This window comes from Anaeromyxobacter sp. (genome assembly GCA_016718565.1).
Taxonomy (GTDB): Bacteria; Myxococcota; Myxococcia; order Myxococcales; family Anaeromyxobacteraceae; genus JADKCZ01.
In genome coordinates this window covers 42192-57932 of sequence record JADKCZ010000003.1, presented here as the reverse complement: position 1 = coordinate 57932, position 15741 = coordinate 42192, and the positions used below count along the sequence as shown (strand labels likewise).

Here is a 15741-nt window from a genome sequence, read left to right as displayed (position 1 = left end):
GCGGCCGGGCCCCTCCCCCAGACGGATGGTTCGGACGCTTGGACCGATATCGCCTGGTTCGCCCGCGCCGCGGTGGATCCGCTGCGCCCGCGTGCCCAGGCCTGCTACTGCGGCGGGGGGACGGTGCCCTGCGGCACCGCGCCGGCGCGGCGGTACTGGCTGATGATCAGGCCGGTGCCGGACCGCAGCGAGCTGGTGAGCGACCACCCGCTGGTGCCCTCCGCGCCGAAGAGCCGCTTCCCGCTCCCCAGGAGCACGGGGGCGACGAGCAGGTTCATCGAATCGACCAGCCCGGCGCCGAGGAGCGACCGCGCCAGCTGCGGGCTCCCGTGCACCTGGAGCTCGCCGTCGACCGACGCCTTCAGCCGGGCGATGTCCTTCAGCGTGACGACCGTCACCGGGCCCCAGCCCAGGCCCGGCCGCGTCGTCACCACGTACTTCGGCAGGGTGTTGAGCTTGGTGGCCACCAGGTCGGCGGGGTCGGTCACCTTCGGCCAGTGCGAGGCGAAGATGTCGTAGGTGTGGCGGCCGAGCAGGAAGCCAGCCTGCGTGGCGAACACGCCGTCCATGAAGCCGCCGAAGACCTCGTCGAAGTACGGCACCAGCCAGCCGCCACTGGTGAAGCCGCCGCTGGGATCTTCCAGCGGGCTGCCCGGCCCCTGCATCACGCCGTCGATCGAGATGAAGGCCGTCACCGAGATCGTCCCCATGTCCACCTCCGTAGGCCGCCTCGAGGGCGGGCTCGGTGAACTTAGGAACGGTCCGGCGGGGAATCCACCCGCAGGACCGGAAGCCTCATCGGTGACCGCCCGGAGACCGAACGGTCACCGCAGTGAGGAACTCCCTCGGGTCGCCACCGCTACATCCCCCTCCCGGCGCGCCTGGCAGCCCTGATGGCGCACGCGCTGGCCTTCGCCTCGCCGCGGTCGGGACCGTTGATGTAGCCGCAGATGTGACACAGCTCGTGGGCCAGGGTCGAGACCTCGGGGGCCGCCGGGGTCCCCTGCCAGGCGTCGCCCCGCATCACGATCTCGATTCGGCGGGGCCGCTCGAAGGGGTACGCGCAGGCGACGGAGGGAATGAGGGTCCCGCACGACACGGCGCTGCGCCAGTGGATCACACCCCCCTGGCGGACCGCCACGCACTCAGGAAGGGAGGCCACCGCCTCCACCACCTCGGCGGCGTGCGCAGGGAGGTCCACCGTCGCCTGGGTCCACAGCCGTGAAGCGGGCTCGGCCGGCGAGCAGCCGCTCCCCTGGCGCAGCCTGGCCCGCCGCGCACAGGCGTCTGCCTGGACCTCGGCATCGGGACCGTCCAGGTACCCGCAGACGTGGCACAGCGCGTGGGCCAGGGGCGAGAGCGCCGGGTGCTCGGGTGCCCCCTCCCAGGCGTCGGCGTGCATCACGACCTCGATCCGGGCGGGAGCCTCGCGCAGGAAGGTGCAGCTCGAGAAGGCCACCGAGCCACCACAGGAGAGGTCGGCGCCGCAGGCGGTCTCGGCGCGCCAGTCGATCGCGCCGCCCTGGCACAGCGCCTCGCATTCGGGGAGCGCGGCCACCGCGTCGACGACCTCGGCGGCGTTCGCCGGCAGCTCCACCACCGACTGCACCCACGTGCCCGAGGCGGGCTCGGAGCGGGCGCATGCGGCGAGCATGACCGCCAAGGCAAGGCGTCTCATGGGCCGCCCCCCGGACTTCCCTCGTGGAAGACCTGTGCGGCCGAGATGGCGAAGGCCCACCAGCCCTCGACGAACTCGAAGGCGGAGAGGTCGTCGATCAGGCCACCCGTGTACAGCACCTCGCCGGTCGGCAGGAGGGTGGCCGCGCCGAAGCCGAGGAGGTAGTGGCGAAGAACGGGCGTTCGGGACCACGCGCCGCGGCCGGGATCGAAGACCTCGGGCTGGAAGGCGGGGTAGAGGTCTCCCCGCGAGCCACCGTCGATGGTCCAGTTGCCACCGGCGACCAGCACCCGCCCTGAGGGGAGGCGCACTGCCTGCGAATAGGCTCGCCGGTGGAGCATGGGGTCCGCCGCCCGCCACGTCCCGGTGGCGGGGTCGTACAGGGCCGCCTGGTCGCTGGCGTTGTGGCCCAGCCAGTCTGCGCCGAACCGCACCTGGCCGCCGGTGAGCAGCACCTCGCCCGCGGGGAGCAGGGTGAGCGTGTTCCACTGCACCGGTCGACCAAGTGGCCCGGTGGGCGCCCAGGTGTCATGGACCGGATCGTACAGCTCGGCGGTCGCGGTGCCCGGGAGGCCGAGGGAGTAGAGCGGATCCACGAAGAACCCCACCTGTTCGCCCCACGCGGCCAGCCCCCCGACCGCCAGGACCTGGCCCGACGGGAGCAGGACGACGGTTGGGTTCGATCGGGGCACGACCATCGGTCCGGTCGGCGTCCAGGAGCCGGACGCAGGGTCGTACAGGTCGGCGGAAGCCGCAAAGGCGAGACCGGACCGGTCAACCCCGCCAGGGAAGAGCACCTTGCCCGAGGGGAGCACCACCAGGGAGAGGTCGTGGGAGGCCGCCGCCCGCCCCTGGGTCATGGCGCCACTTTGCGCCCAGCGGCCCGTCGAGGGGTCGTAGAGCTCGGAGCTCCAGACGGCAGCCGTGGGGGACATGCTCCAGGGTGACCAGCCGCCCGCCACGAGCACCCGTCCGTCGCGCAGCAGCACCGCCGCATGAAAGGCGCGCGGCTCGTTCATGGTGCCCGTCAGCGTCCAGCGCCCAGTGGCCGGATCGTAGAGCTCGGCGAGGTCCGTGCGGCCGCAGGAGAGGTCCGGTTCGAAGGTGACGTACGCCCCGGTGCAGCCTCCCGCCGCGAGGACCCTCCCGTCGGCGAGCACGGTGAGCGAGTGGGAGCTGCGCGGGACGTTCATCGCGCCCGTCAGCTCCCACCGGCCGACGACCGGCTCGGGGGTCGTGGCCGGTGCCGAGGTGGCGAGTGGGGCCGCTGCCTGCGCACCAGCGCCGGCGCCGCTGGCCAACGCCGTGGCGAAGGCGGCCACGGCGGCGATGCCTCGGAGCAGCGGTGCTGCGCGCAGGGCGTCCGAAGCGTGGGACGGCGCTCTCCTGGCCATGTCCGCTCTCCCGCGCAGTTGACGAGGAGCAATCCGATGGATCCCGATACGAGGTGATTCCAGGCCCGACGGGCTGGAGCGTCAAGGCAGGGCGTTGGGGCGTGGCGGCGGGTCGCATGACGGCCTGGTCGAGGGCAGCCTGCCGTCCCTCTCCGGGGGCCGGATCCCAGGGCCCCTGACCGGGAGCTCGGCCCCACGTCCGGCCAAGGGCTGGCCGTCCTCGGGCCGAGGCGCGAGATCGCCTTCGAATGGGGTTACCCTGGAGCCGGACCCAGGCCATCACATGGAACCACTCACCGCACTCGCCCAGGCCCTCGGCCTCTCCTTCGCGTCCGGCATCAGCCTGTACGCGACGGCGGCCTTCGTGGGGCTGGCCGGGCACCTCGGGTGGATCGGGCCGCTGCCGGGCGCGCTCGGGCTCCTCACCGAGCCATGGGTCTTCGGCGCCGCCGGCGCGGTGGCGCTGGTGGAGTCGCTGGCGCTGCTCCTGCCGGTCGTCGCCACGACCTGGGAGGCGGTCCACACCGCCATCCGGCCCTTCGCCGCCGCTGCCATCGCGGTGCTCGCCACCTGGGGCGACCCCCGACTGGCCGTGGTCGCCGGCATCCTCGGCGGGGCCCTGGGTCTCACCACCCACGTCACCAAGCTGGCGCTGCGGGCCACCATCGACGCCTCGCCCGAGCCGGTCAGCAACGCGGCCGCCACGGCCGGCGAACTCGGGCTGGTGGCGGGCCTCGCCTGGGCCGTGTGGGAGCACCCCTGGCTCTCGCTGGCGGTGGCCCTCGGCACCCTGGTGGCGCTGTTCCTGCTGGTCCGGGCGCTGTGGCGGGTGGTGGGGCGGGTGTTCTCCTCGCTCCTCACGGTGACGCCGCCGGGGCCGTGACGATGGAAGGAGCTGCCATGGGGACCTCCCTGCCCGACCAGCAGACCGTGCTCCTCGTCGGCGGCACCGGCCGGACCGGCCGGCGCGTCCTCGAGCAACTCCTCGCTCGCGGCCTCGGCGTCCGGGCCATCGTCCGCTCCACCCAGGGGGTGCCGGCCGGGATGGCGGCGCACCCCCGCGTGGCCCTGGTCGAGGGCAGCCTGCTGTCGCTCTCCGACCAGGACCTGCAGGGCCACCTCCGCGGCTGCGACGCGGTCGTCTCGTGCCTCGGCCACACCCTCACCGTGAGGGGCGTCCTCGGGCCGCCGCACGATCTCGTCACGAAGGCCACCACCAGGCTGTGCCGGGCCATCGAGGCCTTGCGCCCGGCCAGCCCGGCCAGGTTCATCCTCATGACCAGCGTCTCGGTGCATCGCCCGGGCGGGCTCGACACCCGCCGGGGAGCATTCGAGAAGGCCTTCCTGTGGGCGCTCCGCGGCCTGCTCCCGCCCGCCAGGGACAACCAGCGCGCCGCCGACTTCCTGCAGGAGCGCCTCGGGTCAGCCGGCCCGTTCCTGGAGTGGGCGGTGGTCAGGCCCGACACGCTGCTGGAGGGCGGCGTCTCGGAGTACACGGTGCACGAGGGGCTGGTGAACGGCCTCTTCGCGCCCGGTCAGACGCGCATGGCCAACGTGGCCGACTTCATGTGCCAGCTCGTGACCAGCCCGACGGCGTGGGCCACCTGGAGGGGGAAGGCCCCGGTGGTCGTGGACGTGGGGGTGGGGAGGGGTGGGGCCCGCCGCTGAGCGGAGGAGACGGTGCCCGCGGAGGGCAGTGCGGCGCCGTGACCGTTCCCCGCGCCGCGCGGTGAGGCCACAGGCGCCCTCCCTCACCTCGGCAGCGTGGCGACCAGCGCCTCGAGCTGGTCCATCGTCTCGGGCGTCCCGTCGGTCGACCCGGAGGAGAGCGCGGCGTCGAGCGCCTCCTTGGACGGGTGGAGGTCGCTCATCGTGAGCAGCGTCTTGCCGTCGCGCTCCTCGAGCGTGACCGTGGTGATGGCCGCGGCGGCCTCGCCGCCCTCGTCGTTGGTCCAGGAGAGGCGCGAGCAGGGCGTGACCTCGAGGTACCTCCCGAAGAACGCCATGGTCTGCCCGTCGAAGCCGAACTCGAGGCGGTAGCTCCCCCCGACGCGGACGTCCAGCTCGCAGGAGAGGAGGGAGATGGGGGCCGACTTCGGTACCCACCATCTCCCGAAGAGCTCGGAGCTGGTCCACGCCTCCCAGACGAGGCGCTGCGGCCCGTCGATCGTGCGCGTGACGACGAGCTCCCGCTCCGACTTCCGCTCCACCGTGGTCGAGTTCTTCACTTGATCCGCTCCTTCCGATTGAGCTCCTGGACGACCGCCTCCAGCGCGTCGAACCGCTCGGCCCAGCGCTGGCGGTGGCCCTCGAGCCAGGCCGTCTCCTCCTCGAGCTGGCGGGGCCCGAGCGTGCAGGTCCGCACGCGGCCGACCTTCTCCGTGGTCACCAGCCCGGCCCGCTCCAGGACGCCGACGTGCTTCTTCATGCCCGTCAGCGTCATCTGGAACCGCTCGGCGAGGTCCGTGATCGAGGCGTCGGCGCGGCCGAGCTGCAGGAGCACGCCGCGCCGGGTGGCGTCGGAGAGCGCGGCGAACGAGGCGTCGAGGGGGTTGCGTGAAAGCTGAACCATATGGTTCAGTATGTAGCCACCCGGTCGGTGAGGCGCAAGGGCCCGCGCGGACCCAAGGGGGCCTCCCCCCGGCGGCGCGGCGCCCGGTAGACCCTCCGAGCGCTCGGGCTCCAGGACGTTTGCCATGGAACGCTTCGCTGGTGGCTGCCTGTGCGGTGACGTTCGCCTCGTCGCGACGGGGCGCCCTCACCGGGTCGGGATCTGTCACTGCCTCGACTGCCGGAAACACCACGGGGCCCTCTTCGACGCCTCCGCGGTCTTCCCGCAGGAGGCGGTGACGATCGACGGCGAGGTCCGGGACTACGCGGGGCGGTCCTTCTGCCCGCGCTGCGGCTCGTCGGTCTTCTCGCGCAGCGGAGACGAGCTCGAGGTGAACCTGGGCTCGCTGGACGCCCCGGACCAGCTGCGGCCCACCTACGAGCTGTGGACCATCCGCCGGGAGTCCTGGCTGCCGCCGTTCCCGCTCGCGCGGCGGTACGAGCGCGACCGTGACGCCGCTGGTCGCTCGGAGGGATAGGCGGGCGGCAGGCCAGCGGGGACGGCGTCCCGACCTCCACGGCCCCCGCCATCGAGACGACGAAGCCCCCGGGATCGCTCCCGGGGGCCTCTGAGGTGGAGGCGCCGCGGCCACCGTTGTCCGGCACCGAATCCCGGAGCGAGGAGCAGGCCGGCGCTACTTGCGCGCCGCGCTGGCCTTCTTCCGCTCGAGCACGAACTGGACCGCTTGCCGGTACCGGGGGTCCTCCCGCACGGCCGGTTGCTCCAGGCCGATGGACTGGAGCGCCTTCCCGGCGGTCGTCAGATCGCCCAGCGCGGCCCAGGTGGTCGCCACCGCGTAGACCCACTGGGGATCGGAGGTCAGCTCCGGCCTGAGCTCCAGCGCGGCCTCCGCCGACGCCTTGGCCAGCTCGTAACGCTCGAGCGCGGCGAGGGAGATGGTGAGGTTCCTGTGGACTCCGGAGAGGTCGATGAGCGGCGCGCTGGTGCACCTGCTCAGCGCCGCGACCGCGGCCTCGTGCTGGCCGAGCATGGTGCGGAGCGCCCCGAGCATGGAGAGACCCTCCATCGACTCGGGGAATCGCGCGGTGTGGACCCTGAGGCGCTCGGCGAGCCCTGCCAAGGCGGCCTCCTCCGGAACACCCTGGAACACCGCGACGGCATCGATCAGGATCCAGCCGAAGTCCACCAGGTGGCCATACGGGCCGCCGCGCCGATCGAGCGGCGCGAGGACGCCCTTGGCCAGCTCGGACTGGCCGGTCAGCACATAGGCCATGGCCAGCCGACCCTCGTAGGCCACGGTGCCAGCGCAGCTGGCCCCGTAGGCCTGCCAAGCCTTCACCAGCTCGGGGTCCGTCGACTTGGGCATCCGGGGCGCGAACCTGGCCGACACACCGAACCAGGCGCGCTCGCACCATGCACCGCCCTTCTCGGCCGCCTTCGCCACCCCTCCGCCCGCAGGCGAATCCTGCGCTGGCGCCGCGAGGGCGGCCGTGGGGCGCAGGGGCAGGGGGGAGCGCGGCGAGGCCACCAGGGCCGCCGCGACGAGGGCCACCAGCACGATCCAGCGAGCGCTTCCGGTCATGATCCCCCCGAGGGTCCGGGTCCGCCTCCAGCGGGCCATGGTATCCGATCGGCGGCCCGCACCGCGGGATGACGGGCGGGCCGAGGGGCACTTCGGACGTCCGAAGTGGACCGGTTCGCCAGGACGACGAAGCCCCCGGGATCGCTCCCGGGGGCTTCAATCTACCGAGTGGAGGCGCCGGGAATCGAACCCGGGTCCGAAAGATATTCAGCGACAGGTTCTACGCGCGTATCCCGGAGTGTGTACGTGACCGGCAACCTCCGGGCCTGCAACCGATCACGTTCTCGCCCTTTGATCTCGACCCAGGTAAGGCGGCTCGGCTCCCACCCAGGTCCAGTCGGTGCTGTCGTCCGATCCCGCTACCCGACGATTGCGGGGGAACGTCGCGGCACTTTAGGCCGCGAGAGCCATGGGCTCGTTCGCGTGTCTGCGTGGTCTGCTTTTTACGTGGCCTGCTGACCAACCACGGCGCGCACCTGGTGCCTGCCATCCTCCGTCGAAGCCAGTTCGCCCCCATGACGAGCTGCGTGTGACGGGCTCAACATACGGGCTCCACGGACGTTGGCAAGCCGGGCAGACAGCCGCCCGACCCCGGCGGCGGCACCGAGACCGAAATCCGCCGTGAATCCGGGGCCGGGCGCACCTGCGGGCCGGCGCGTGGCCGGCCCGAGAAGCCTCATCCGGGCCTGCTCGGGCCGCGCACCGCCGGGGCGCCGGGGGGCGCCGCGGGGGCGCGAGGCCCGGTGCGTCACCGCTCCAGCGACGCCCGGAGGAACCAGCCGTTCTTCTCGAACTCCTCAACCACGCCGGTCAGCAGGTCCTGGGTGTCCTGGTCGCCGGCCTGCTCGGCCACGCCGCGCGCAGCCCGGGCGCCGTCGAGGTACTGGTCGATCCGGTCGGCCAGCTGCCCGGCCAGCTCCAGGTCGCGCACCACCTCGGCCGGCGGCTCGGTGAGGCGCGAGCCCCGGGCCACGTGGCGGCTGGTGCCGCCCACCCGGGCGCCCAGGGTGACGGCCCGCTCGGCCACCTGGTCGTTGAAGCCGGCCAGGGCGGTGGCGAACCCCTCGAAGAGCGGGTGGAAGGCGGCGAAGTGGGGCCCCTTCACGTTCCAGTGGGCCACCTTGATCTGCGAGTGGAGGTCGAGCCCGTCGGCGAGGGTGCCGCCCAGCGCCTCGGCGATCTGGGCGCGCGCGGCCTCGGGCAGGCGGCTGGGCGAGCGGTACATGACGGTCTCCTTGGGCGACGGCATCGGGGTCACGTTGGACTTGGACATAGGATAGATTTAGACATCGTCTAACCGCGACGCCAGCCGAAGCGAGGGTCCCGGATGGGGAGGCGCCGGTCAGCGGGCCTGGCGGGCCGCGCCGCGGCGGCCGCGCAGCACCACCTGGTACTCGCGCACGTCGAGCCCCTGCAGCTTCTCGACGCGCCGCACCTCCAGCGCGTCCCAGGGCACGTCGTGGATGGCGCCGCTCTCGTCGTCCACGAAGTGGTGGTGGGGCGCCACGTGCGGATCGAAGACCAGGCGCCCCTCGGCCAGCACGAACTGGCGCAGCAGCCCCTTCTCCACGAGGAGGTTCAAGGTGTTGTAGACGGTGGCCCGCGAGATCATGGGCACCCGCCCGCGCACCCGGGCCAGCACCTCGTCGGCGCTGGGGTGATCGAGGGTGCGGAGCACGTACTCGGCCACCGCCAGCCGCTGGGCGGAGGGCTGGATGCCGTGGGCGCGGAGCTGCTCCGTCAGCGGGGTGGCCATCACCTTGGACTAAGTCCAATGATCCCGGTTGTCAACCGGACGCTCACGCCCCGGCCAGGGTCGTGGCTCAGCGCGCCAGGTAGGGCGCCAGCCAGGCCTGCGCCTTGTCCACCGCGGCCGGCACCGCCGCCAGGACCTCGTCGGAGAGCCGCTCCACGAAGGAGAAGTCCTTGCCGGCCACGGTGACCAGGAGCCCCTGCGGCGCCTTCCCGTAGGCCACCCGCGCCAGCCCCAGGATCTCCTCGGGGGTCAGGGCGTGCAGCAGCGCCTCGCGGGGCGCCCGGGTGGTCACGTGGTGGGCGTGCACCTCGCCGGGCGCGCCGGTCACGGTGGCGTCCAGGAAGACCACCGCCTCGGATCGCGCCGCCGCCTCGGCGTGCTCGGGCAGGAGCTGCATGGCCTCCTCCACGTGCACCGAGCCGGGCGGCAGCTTGGCGGCCAGCGCCCGGCCGAGCGCCACGCCCACCCCGTCGTCACCCCGGGAGCCGTTGCCGAGCGCCAGCAGCAGGATCACGCGTCACCTCGAGACGGTGTCGAGGAGCTCGCCGGACGGGCCGAGGAGCTCCACCGCCAGCGGCATCTTACCAGCCGCGTGGGTCGAGCAGGACAGGCAGGGGTCGAAGGCCCGGATGCCGGCCTCCACCCGGTTGAGCAGCCCCTCCTCGAGCGTGCGGCCCGAGACGAAGTGGCGGGCGATCTGGGCCACGGTGCGGTTCATGGCCAGGTTGTTCTGCCCGGTGGCGATGAGCAGGTTCACCCTCGTCACCACGCCCCCCGCCCCCACCTGGTAGTCGTGGAAGAGGGTGCCGCGCGGCGCCTCCGAGGCCCCCACGCCGCGGCGGCGGCTGCGCATGGCCACGGCGCAGACGTCCTCCGAGAGGATCTCGGGGTCGGCCAGCAGCTGCTCGATGCGCTCGATGCCGTAGAGGATCTCGATGAGCCGGGCGTAGTGGTAGTGGAACGAGGAGAGCACCGCGCCGCGCCCCAGCTGGCGGAAGCCGGCCAGCGCCTCGTCGGCCAGCGGCGTGCCGGCGCGGCTGCAGCAGTTGAGGCGCGCCAGCGGCCCCACCCGGTAGAGCCCCTCGGGGTAGCCGTGCGGCTTGTAGTAGGGGAACTTGAGGTAGCTCCAGGGCTCGACCGCCTCGCCGATCCAGGTCTGGTAGTCCTTGGGGTCGATCTGGTCGGCCACCACGTCGCCCAGCTCGTCCACGAAGCGCAGCTTGCCGTCGGTGTGGCTGAGCTCGCCGTCGGGCCCCACCAGCGCCATGAAGAGCGAGGGGAAGTTGCCGAAGACCCGGGCCTCCTCGTGGTGCGCCTCCAGCGTGCGGGCGAAGCCCTCCAGCGTGCGCCGGGCCACGTCGAGCGCCTCGGGCAGGCCGGCCAGGATCTTCTCGCGCCCGGCCGCGGTGAGCGGCGAGGCCACCCCGCCGGGCACGAACCAGGAGGGGTGGATGCGCCGGCCGGCCACCGTCTCGATGACCTCCTGCCCCCACTTGCGCAGCCGGATGCCCTCGCGGGCCAGCTCCGGCCGCGCCTCGGCCAGCCCGAAGACGTTGCGCCTGGCCGGGTCGGAGTCGTAGCCCAGCACCCAGTCCGGGCTGGAGAGGTGGAAGAAGGAGAGGGCGTGCGACTGGACCAGCTGGGCCAGGTTGACCACCTGGCGCAGCAGCTTGGCGGTCTCCGGGATGTCCACCGCCAGCAGGGCGTCGGTGGCCTTGGCCGAGGCCACCAGGTGCGACACCGGGCAGATGCCGCAGATGCGGGCGGTGATGACCGGCATCTCGCGGAAGGAGCGCCCCTCGCAGAACTTCTCGAAGCCGCGGAACTCGGTGACGTGGAAGCGGGCGTCGGTCACCTCGCCGTTGCCGTCGAGGTGGATGGTGATCTTGGCGTGCCCCTCGATGCGGGAGACCGGGTCGATGACGATGCGCTGGCTCATGGGCTACCCGTACCGGAGCTTCCCGGAGAGATCCGGGGCGCGGCCGGAGAGGACGTCGTCGAGGACCGCGTAGATGAGGTCGGCGTGCGGCGGGCAGCCGGGCAGGAACCCGTCCACCTGGATGACCTGGTGCAGCGGCAGCACCCGGTCGAGCAGCGGCGGCACGATGCCGGGCTCGTAGGGCAGCTGGGGCTGCAGGTCGGAGGCGTCGCGGTAGGCGCGGTCCAGCACCGGCAGGGCGGTGCCCAGGGCGTTGCGGATGGCGGTGACGTTGCCGGTGACGGCGCAGTCGCCGAAGGCCAGCACCAGGCGGGAGCGGGCCCGCAGCCGGTGGGCCATCTCCACGTGCTCCTGGTTGCAGACCGCCCCCTCCACCAGGGTGAGGGCCACGTCCTCGGGGAAGACCTTGACGTCGCAGATGGGCGAGAAGACCAGGTCCATGCGGGGGGCCAGGTCGAGCAGGCGCTCGTCGAGGTCCATGAGCGACATGTGACAGCCGGAGCAGCCGCCCAGCCAGACGGTGGCGACGCGGGGCTTCACGGGGCGGCCTCCCCGGGCCGGGCCGCGGCGCCGGGCACCTCGGGGCGGCGGGGCGGCGGGCTCAGCGGATCCATTGCTTCTTCTCCCGGGCGGTCTTCAGGTAGGTGAGGAAGTCGCGGCGCTTCACGGTGCCGCCGGCCGGCTGGATCTTCTCGAAGAGGGCGCCGGTGGGGCAGACCTGCACGCACTTGCCGCAGGAGGTGCAGGACTCGCTCTTGCCCCAGGGCTGGTTCAGGTCGGTGATGACGCGGGAGGCGGCGCCGCGCCCGGCCACGTCCCAGGTGTGGGCCCCCTCCAGCTCGTCGCAGACCCGCACGCAGCGGGTGCACAGCACGCAGCGCCCCTGGTCGAGCATGAAGCGGGGGTGGCTGGCGTCCAGCTCGGTGGGCGGGTGGCGGTACTGGTAGCGCACGTGGTCCAGCCCCACCGCGTAGGCCACGTCCTGCAGCTCGCAGCGGCCGTTGACCACGCAGATGGCGCACACGTGGTTCCGCTCGGCGAAGAGCAGCTCCACGATCTGCCTGCGGTAGCGCTTGAGCCGGTCGGAGCCGGTGGTGATCTCCATGCCCTCCTCGGCGCGCAGGGTGCACGCTGGGTGGAGGCGGGGCGAGCCCTTCACCTCCACCAGGCAGAGCCGGCAGGCGCCCACCGCGCCCAGCCCCTCCAGGTGGCACAGGGTGGGCAGCGGCACCTTGTGCTCGCGGCACAGGTCCAGGATGGTCTCGTCCTCGCGGGCCGAGACCGGCTTGCCGTCCAGCGTGAGGGTCTTGACGGTCACGGCGACACCTCCGCCGCCGGCGCGCCGGCGGACGCCGCGGGGGCGCTCCCCTTGCACACGCCGGCCGGGCAGCGCTTCTCGCGCACGTGGGCCAGGTACTCGTCGCGGAAGTAGCGCAGCGTGGAGAGCACCGGGTTGGGCGCGCCCTGGCCCAGGCCGCACAGGCTGGTGGCCTTGAGCAGCTCGGCCAGCTCCTCGAGCTGGGCGACGTCGGCCTCGCTCCCCTCGAAGTGGGTCAGCTTCTGCAGCAGGGAGTGCATCTGCACCGTGCCGGCGCGGCAGGGGACGCACTTGCCGCAGGACTCGTCGCGGCAGAACTCCATGAAGAAGGCCGCCACGTCCACCATGCAGGAGGTCTCGTCCATGACGATGAGGCCGCCCGAGCCCATGAAGGACCCGACCTGCACCAGCGACTCGTAGTCCACCGGCAGGTCGAGGTGCTGCGCCGGGATGCAGCCGCCGGAGGGGCCGCCGGTCTGGGCCGCCTTGAAGGCCTTGCCGTCCGGGATGCCGCCGCCGATGTCGAAGACGATCTCGCGGAGGGTGGTCCCCATGGGGACCTCGACCAGCCCGGTCCGCGCGATCTTGCCGGCCAGGGCGAAGACCTTGGTGCCCTTGGAGCGCTCGGTGCCCACCGCGGCGAAGGCCGCCCCGCCGCCGCGGATCACCTCCGCCACGTTGGCGAAGGTCTCCACGTTGTTGATGAGGGTGGGCAGCCCCCACAGGCCGCTGACCGCCGGGTAGGGCGGGCGCGGGCGCGGGGTGCCGCGCCGCCCCTCCACCGAGGCGATGAGCGCCGTCTCCTCGCCGCACACGAAGGCGCCGGCTCCGATGCGCAGGTCGATGCGGAAGTTGAAGCCGGTCTCGAAGATGCGGTTGCCGAGGAGCTGCAGCCGCTCGGCCTGCTTGAGGGCCACCTTGAGCCGGTCGATGGCCAGCGGGTACTCGCCGCGCACGTAGACGAACCCCTGCTCGGCGCCCACCGCGTAGCCCGCGATGGCCATGCCCTCCAGCACGCGGTGCGGGTCGCCCTCCAGCACCGAGCGGTCCATGAAGGCGCCGGGGTCGCCCTCGTCGGCGTTGCAGATGACCACCTTCTTCGGGCCGGAGGCCTTGTGGACGGTGGACCACTTGAGGCCGGTGGGGTACCCGCCGCCGCCGCGCCCGCGCAGCCCGCTGGCGGTGATCTCGGCGATGACGTCGGTGGGCGTCAGCTCGGTGAGGGCCTTCTGCAGCGACTGGTAGGCGCCGGCGGCCAGGCAGCTCTCCAGCCGCTCCGGGTCCCGCACCCCCGAGCCCTGCAGCACCACCCGGTGCTGCCGGGCGAAGAACGGGTCGTCGAGCGGGAGCTGCCCGGACGGGAGCGGCGCGCCGCCCGCGAGGTGCTGGCGCACCAGCTCGACGGCGCGGGCCTCGGTGACCTTCTCGTAGAGGCAGCGGCAGACGTGGCCGTCGGCCTGGCGCGAGTCCACCTGCACCAGGGCGCCGGCCTCGCACAGGCCCAGGCAGCCGGTGCCGAAGACCTCCACCTCGTCGGCCAGCTGCGCCTCCTCCACGCCGCGGACCAGCGCCGCCTTGACGCGGTCCGAGCCGAGCGAGAGGCAGCCGGCCGCGGTGCAGACCGCCACCCGGTGGCGCCGCGTCTCCTGCCGCGCCAGCTCGCGCTCCACGATCTCCTGCAGCTCCTCGGCGTTCATGGTGCGCTCCGCCAGGCCTTGACCCGCTCCAGCACCGCGGCCCTGGTCTGCTGCCCGGTGAGCTGGTGGTCGAACACCACCGCCGGGGCCGCGCCGCAGGCGCCGACGCAGCGGGCCACCACCACCGAGACCTGGCCGTCGGCGGTGGTGCCGCCCGCCTTGACGCCGTGGGCCTCGGTGAGCCCCTGCAGGATGTCGCCGGCTCCCTTCACGTAGCAGGCGGTGCCCAGGCACACCGTGCAGGTGTGGGCGCCCTTCGGCTCGAGGGTGAAGAGGTTGTAGAAGGTGGCCACGCCGTAGACCCGGCTGAGCGGGAGCTTGAGCCCGCGCCCGACGTAGGTGAGCACGTCGTCGGACAGGAACCCGAACAGCTCCTGGGCCGCGTGCAGGATCTCGAGCAGCGCGTCAGACTGGTACTGCTGCCGCCGCAGCGCGGCGTCGAGCATCTTGAAGCGCTTGTCGCCGCTGGGATGGCCAGCGCTCCCCCCCGGGTCGCTCATCCGCCCATTGTACGCATCCCCGACCGGACCGGTCAGGATGCGGCGGGGGGTGCGGCAACTCGTCCGGGTGGGTCGGTGTGGCGCGCCACGTAGACGGCCGCGGCCAGGTCGCCGGCCACGTTCACGGTGGTCCGGCACATGTCGAGGAGGCGATCCACCCCCAGGATCAGGCCGATCCCCTCCACCGGGATGCCGAAGACGCCGAGCACCATGGCCAGGGCCGGGATGGACCCGCCCGGGATGCCGGCGGTGCCGATGCCGGCCAGCACGCAGATGAGCATCACCAGGGCCTGCTGCGGCAGCGAGAGCGGCACGGCGAAGACCTGCGCCAGGAACAGCACCGTGACCCCCTCGAAGAGCGCGGTGCCGTTCTGGTTCATGGCCGAGCCGGCGGTGAGGACGAAGCGGGCCACCCTGGGCGGCAGCTTCAGCTCGCGGTCGGCCACGTCGAGCGCGGTGGGCAGGGTGGCCGACGAGGAGGCGGTGGAGAAGGCGGTCACCAGGGCCAGGCGGGAGCCCCTGAAGAAGGCGCGCGGGCTCATGCCGCCGAGGAACCAGACCGACAGCGAGTAGACGCCGAAGAGGTGGAGGAGCAGCCCGCCCACCACCACCAGCACGTAGAGCGCCACCGGGCGCAGCGCCTCGCCGCCGAGCCGCGCCGTCAGCGTGAAGAGCAGCGCGCCCACGCCCAGGGGGGCCAGCTTGAGCACGCCGTGCACCAGGGTCATGGAGACGTCGTAGAGCCCCTGGATGCCGCCCTGCAGCCGGCGCGCCGCCTCGGTGCGGGTGAGCGCCAGCGCCACCCCGAAGAGCAGCGAGAAGACGATGACGCCCAGCATGTCGCCGCTGGCGGCCGCCTTGATGGGGTTGTCGGGCACCAGCATCACCACCAGGGCCGGCCCGACCGCGGCCGGGGCGGGGGCGGCGGCGATGGCGCCGGCGCCGGCGCGCGCCAGGGTCCGGACCTCGTCGGGCAGCCCGCGCCCCGGGCCCACCAGGTTCACCAGCGTCATGCCGATGAGCACCGCCACCGTCGAGACCACCACCGTGTAGCCGAGCATGCGGGCGCCCATGCGGCCGAGCTGGCCGAGGTCGAGCTCGCACAGGCCGAGCACCAGCGCCGAGAAGAGCAGCGGCACCACCAGCATGAAGAGCAGCCGGAGGAAGAGCTGGCCGACCGGCTGGGCCAGGGTGGTCACCACCCAGCCGATCCAGGGCGCTTGGCCGCCCAGCAGGTTGGCGAGCAGGCCCAGGGTGGCGCCGAGCACCACCGCCGCCAGCATGGTCCGATGGTTCACCATCCGC

Annotated in this window: 18 protein-coding genes and 1 other RNA gene; 3 read left to right on the top strand and 16 right to left on the bottom strand. The window is 73.0% G+C overall.

The features are described 5' to 3' along the window. Positions 1 to 104: 104 nt before the first annotated feature. The 3 genes from IPO09_10465 to IPO09_10455 all read right to left on the bottom strand — a co-directional run bounded on the left by IPO09_10465 (position 105) and on the right by IPO09_10455 (position 3000). Positions 105 to 710 (bottom strand): dihydrofolate reductase family protein, encoded by a 606-nt coding sequence (locus IPO09_10465; GenBank protein MBK9517758.1) that lies wholly within the window; start codon positions 708 to 710, stop codon positions 105 to 107. A gap of 149 nt (positions 711 to 859) precedes the next feature. Next, positions 860 to 1654: a hypothetical protein gene (locus IPO09_10460; protein ID MBK9517757.1), complete on the bottom strand. Its 795-nt coding sequence runs from the start codon at positions 1652 to 1654 to the stop codon at positions 860 to 862. 20 nt (positions 1655 to 1674) lie between these two features. Continuing rightward, on the bottom strand, positions 1675 to 3000 hold the full coding sequence (locus IPO09_10455) for a hypothetical protein (GenBank protein ID MBK9517756.1): 1326 nt from the start codon (positions 2998 to 3000) through the stop codon (positions 1675 to 1677). A 355-nt stretch (positions 3001 to 3355) separates the two neighbouring features. On the opposite strand from IPO09_10455, the gene IPO09_10450 reads away from it, so the two are divergent. Both IPO09_10450 and IPO09_10445 read left to right on the top strand, forming a co-directional pair. Beyond that, positions 3356 to 3955: a DUF4126 domain-containing protein gene (locus IPO09_10450; GenBank protein MBK9517755.1), complete on the top strand. Its 600-nt coding sequence runs from the start codon at positions 3356 to 3358 to the stop codon at positions 3953 to 3955. A gap of 17 nt (positions 3956 to 3972) precedes the next feature. Beyond that, the gene (locus IPO09_10445; protein MBK9517754.1) at positions 3973 to 4740 is read left to right on the top strand and encodes an NAD(P)H-binding protein; all 768 of its coding nucleotides are present in this window, start codon (positions 3973 to 3975) and stop codon (positions 4738 to 4740) included. An 83-nt stretch (positions 4741 to 4823) separates the two neighbouring features. Here the strand turns inward: IPO09_10445 and IPO09_10440 are convergent, their stop codons facing one another. Both IPO09_10440 and IPO09_10435 read right to left on the bottom strand, forming a co-directional pair. Continuing rightward, a complete protein-coding gene (locus IPO09_10440) occupies positions 4824 to 5300 on the bottom strand; it encodes an SRPBCC family protein (GenBank protein MBK9517753.1) in 477 nt (158 codons plus the stop codon). After that, the gene (locus IPO09_10435; GenBank protein MBK9517752.1) at positions 5297 to 5644 is read right to left on the bottom strand and encodes a winged helix-turn-helix transcriptional regulator; all 348 of its coding nucleotides are present in this window, start codon (positions 5642 to 5644) and stop codon (positions 5297 to 5299) included. The genes IPO09_10440 and IPO09_10435 overlap by 4 nt, the downstream gene beginning before the upstream one ends. Positions 5645 to 5768: 124 nt before the next feature. On the opposite strand from IPO09_10435, the gene IPO09_10430 reads away from it, so the two are divergent. Continuing rightward, positions 5769 to 6161, top strand: coding sequence for a GFA family protein (locus tag IPO09_10430; protein MBK9517751.1), 393 nt, complete (start codon positions 5769 to 5771; stop codon positions 6159 to 6161). Between the two features lie 156 nt (positions 6162 to 6317). Here IPO09_10430 and IPO09_10425 read toward each other — a convergent pair whose 3' ends face one another. The 11 genes from IPO09_10425 to IPO09_10375 all read right to left on the bottom strand — a co-directional run bounded on the left by IPO09_10425 (position 6318) and on the right by IPO09_10375 (position 15737). Continuing rightward, a complete protein-coding gene (locus tag IPO09_10425; protein MBK9517750.1) occupies positions 6318 to 7088 on the bottom strand; it encodes a tetratricopeptide repeat protein in 771 nt (256 codons plus the stop codon). Between the two features lie 304 nt (positions 7089 to 7392). Beyond that, positions 7393 to 7741, bottom strand: a transfer-messenger RNA (tmRNA) gene (gene ssrA / locus IPO09_10420). A 233-nt stretch (positions 7742 to 7974) separates the two neighbouring features. Next, entirely contained in the window at positions 7975 to 8451 is a 477-nt protein-coding gene (dps, locus tag IPO09_10415) for a DNA starvation/stationary phase protection protein Dps (GenBank protein ID MBK9517749.1), read from the bottom strand. A 117-nt stretch (positions 8452 to 8568) separates the two neighbouring features. Continuing rightward, positions 8569 to 8982, bottom strand: coding sequence for a transcriptional repressor (locus IPO09_10410; GenBank protein MBK9517748.1), 414 nt, complete (start codon positions 8980 to 8982; stop codon positions 8569 to 8571). Positions 8983 to 9049: 67 nt separating this feature from the next. Further along, positions 9050 to 9496 carry a hydrogenase maturation protease gene (locus IPO09_10405; protein ID MBK9517747.1) on the bottom strand — a complete coding sequence of 149 codons (447 nt, stop codon included), beginning with the start codon at positions 9494 to 9496 and terminating at the stop codon, positions 9050 to 9052. Positions 9497 to 9499: 3 nt separating this feature from the next. Continuing rightward, positions 9500 to 10921: a Ni/Fe hydrogenase subunit alpha gene (locus IPO09_10400; protein MBK9517746.1), complete on the bottom strand. Its 1422-nt coding sequence runs from the start codon at positions 10919 to 10921 to the stop codon at positions 9500 to 9502. Positions 10922 to 10924: 3 nt separating this feature from the next. Next, positions 10925 to 11410 carry an oxidoreductase gene (locus IPO09_10395; GenBank protein ID MBK9517745.1) on the bottom strand — a complete coding sequence of 162 codons (486 nt, stop codon included), beginning with the start codon at positions 11408 to 11410 and terminating at the stop codon, positions 10925 to 10927. Positions 11411 to 11522: 112 nt separating this feature from the next. Beyond that, complete coding sequence (gene hoxU, locus IPO09_10390) at positions 11523 to 12239, bottom strand: bidirectional hydrogenase complex protein HoxU (GenBank protein MBK9517744.1); 717 nt, start codon at positions 12237 to 12239, stop codon at positions 11523 to 11525. Further along, the gene (locus IPO09_10385) at positions 12236 to 13936 is read right to left on the bottom strand and encodes an SLBB domain-containing protein (GenBank protein ID MBK9517743.1); all 1701 of its coding nucleotides are present in this window, start codon (positions 13934 to 13936) and stop codon (positions 12236 to 12238) included. The genes hoxU and IPO09_10385 overlap by 4 nt, the downstream gene beginning before the upstream one ends. Beyond that, positions 13933 to 14436 carry a bidirectional hydrogenase complex protein HoxE gene (gene hoxE, locus IPO09_10380; GenBank protein ID MBK9517742.1) on the bottom strand — a complete coding sequence of 168 codons (504 nt, stop codon included), beginning with the start codon at positions 14434 to 14436 and terminating at the stop codon, positions 13933 to 13935. Before hoxE ends, IPO09_10385 begins: the two co-directional genes overlap by 4 nt. 32 nt (positions 14437 to 14468) lie before the next feature. Continuing rightward, the gene (locus IPO09_10375) at positions 14469 to 15737 is read right to left on the bottom strand and encodes a dicarboxylate/amino acid:cation symporter (protein ID MBK9517741.1); all 1269 of its coding nucleotides are present in this window, start codon (positions 15735 to 15737) and stop codon (positions 14469 to 14471) included. Positions 15738 to 15741 lie beyond the last annotated feature (4 nt).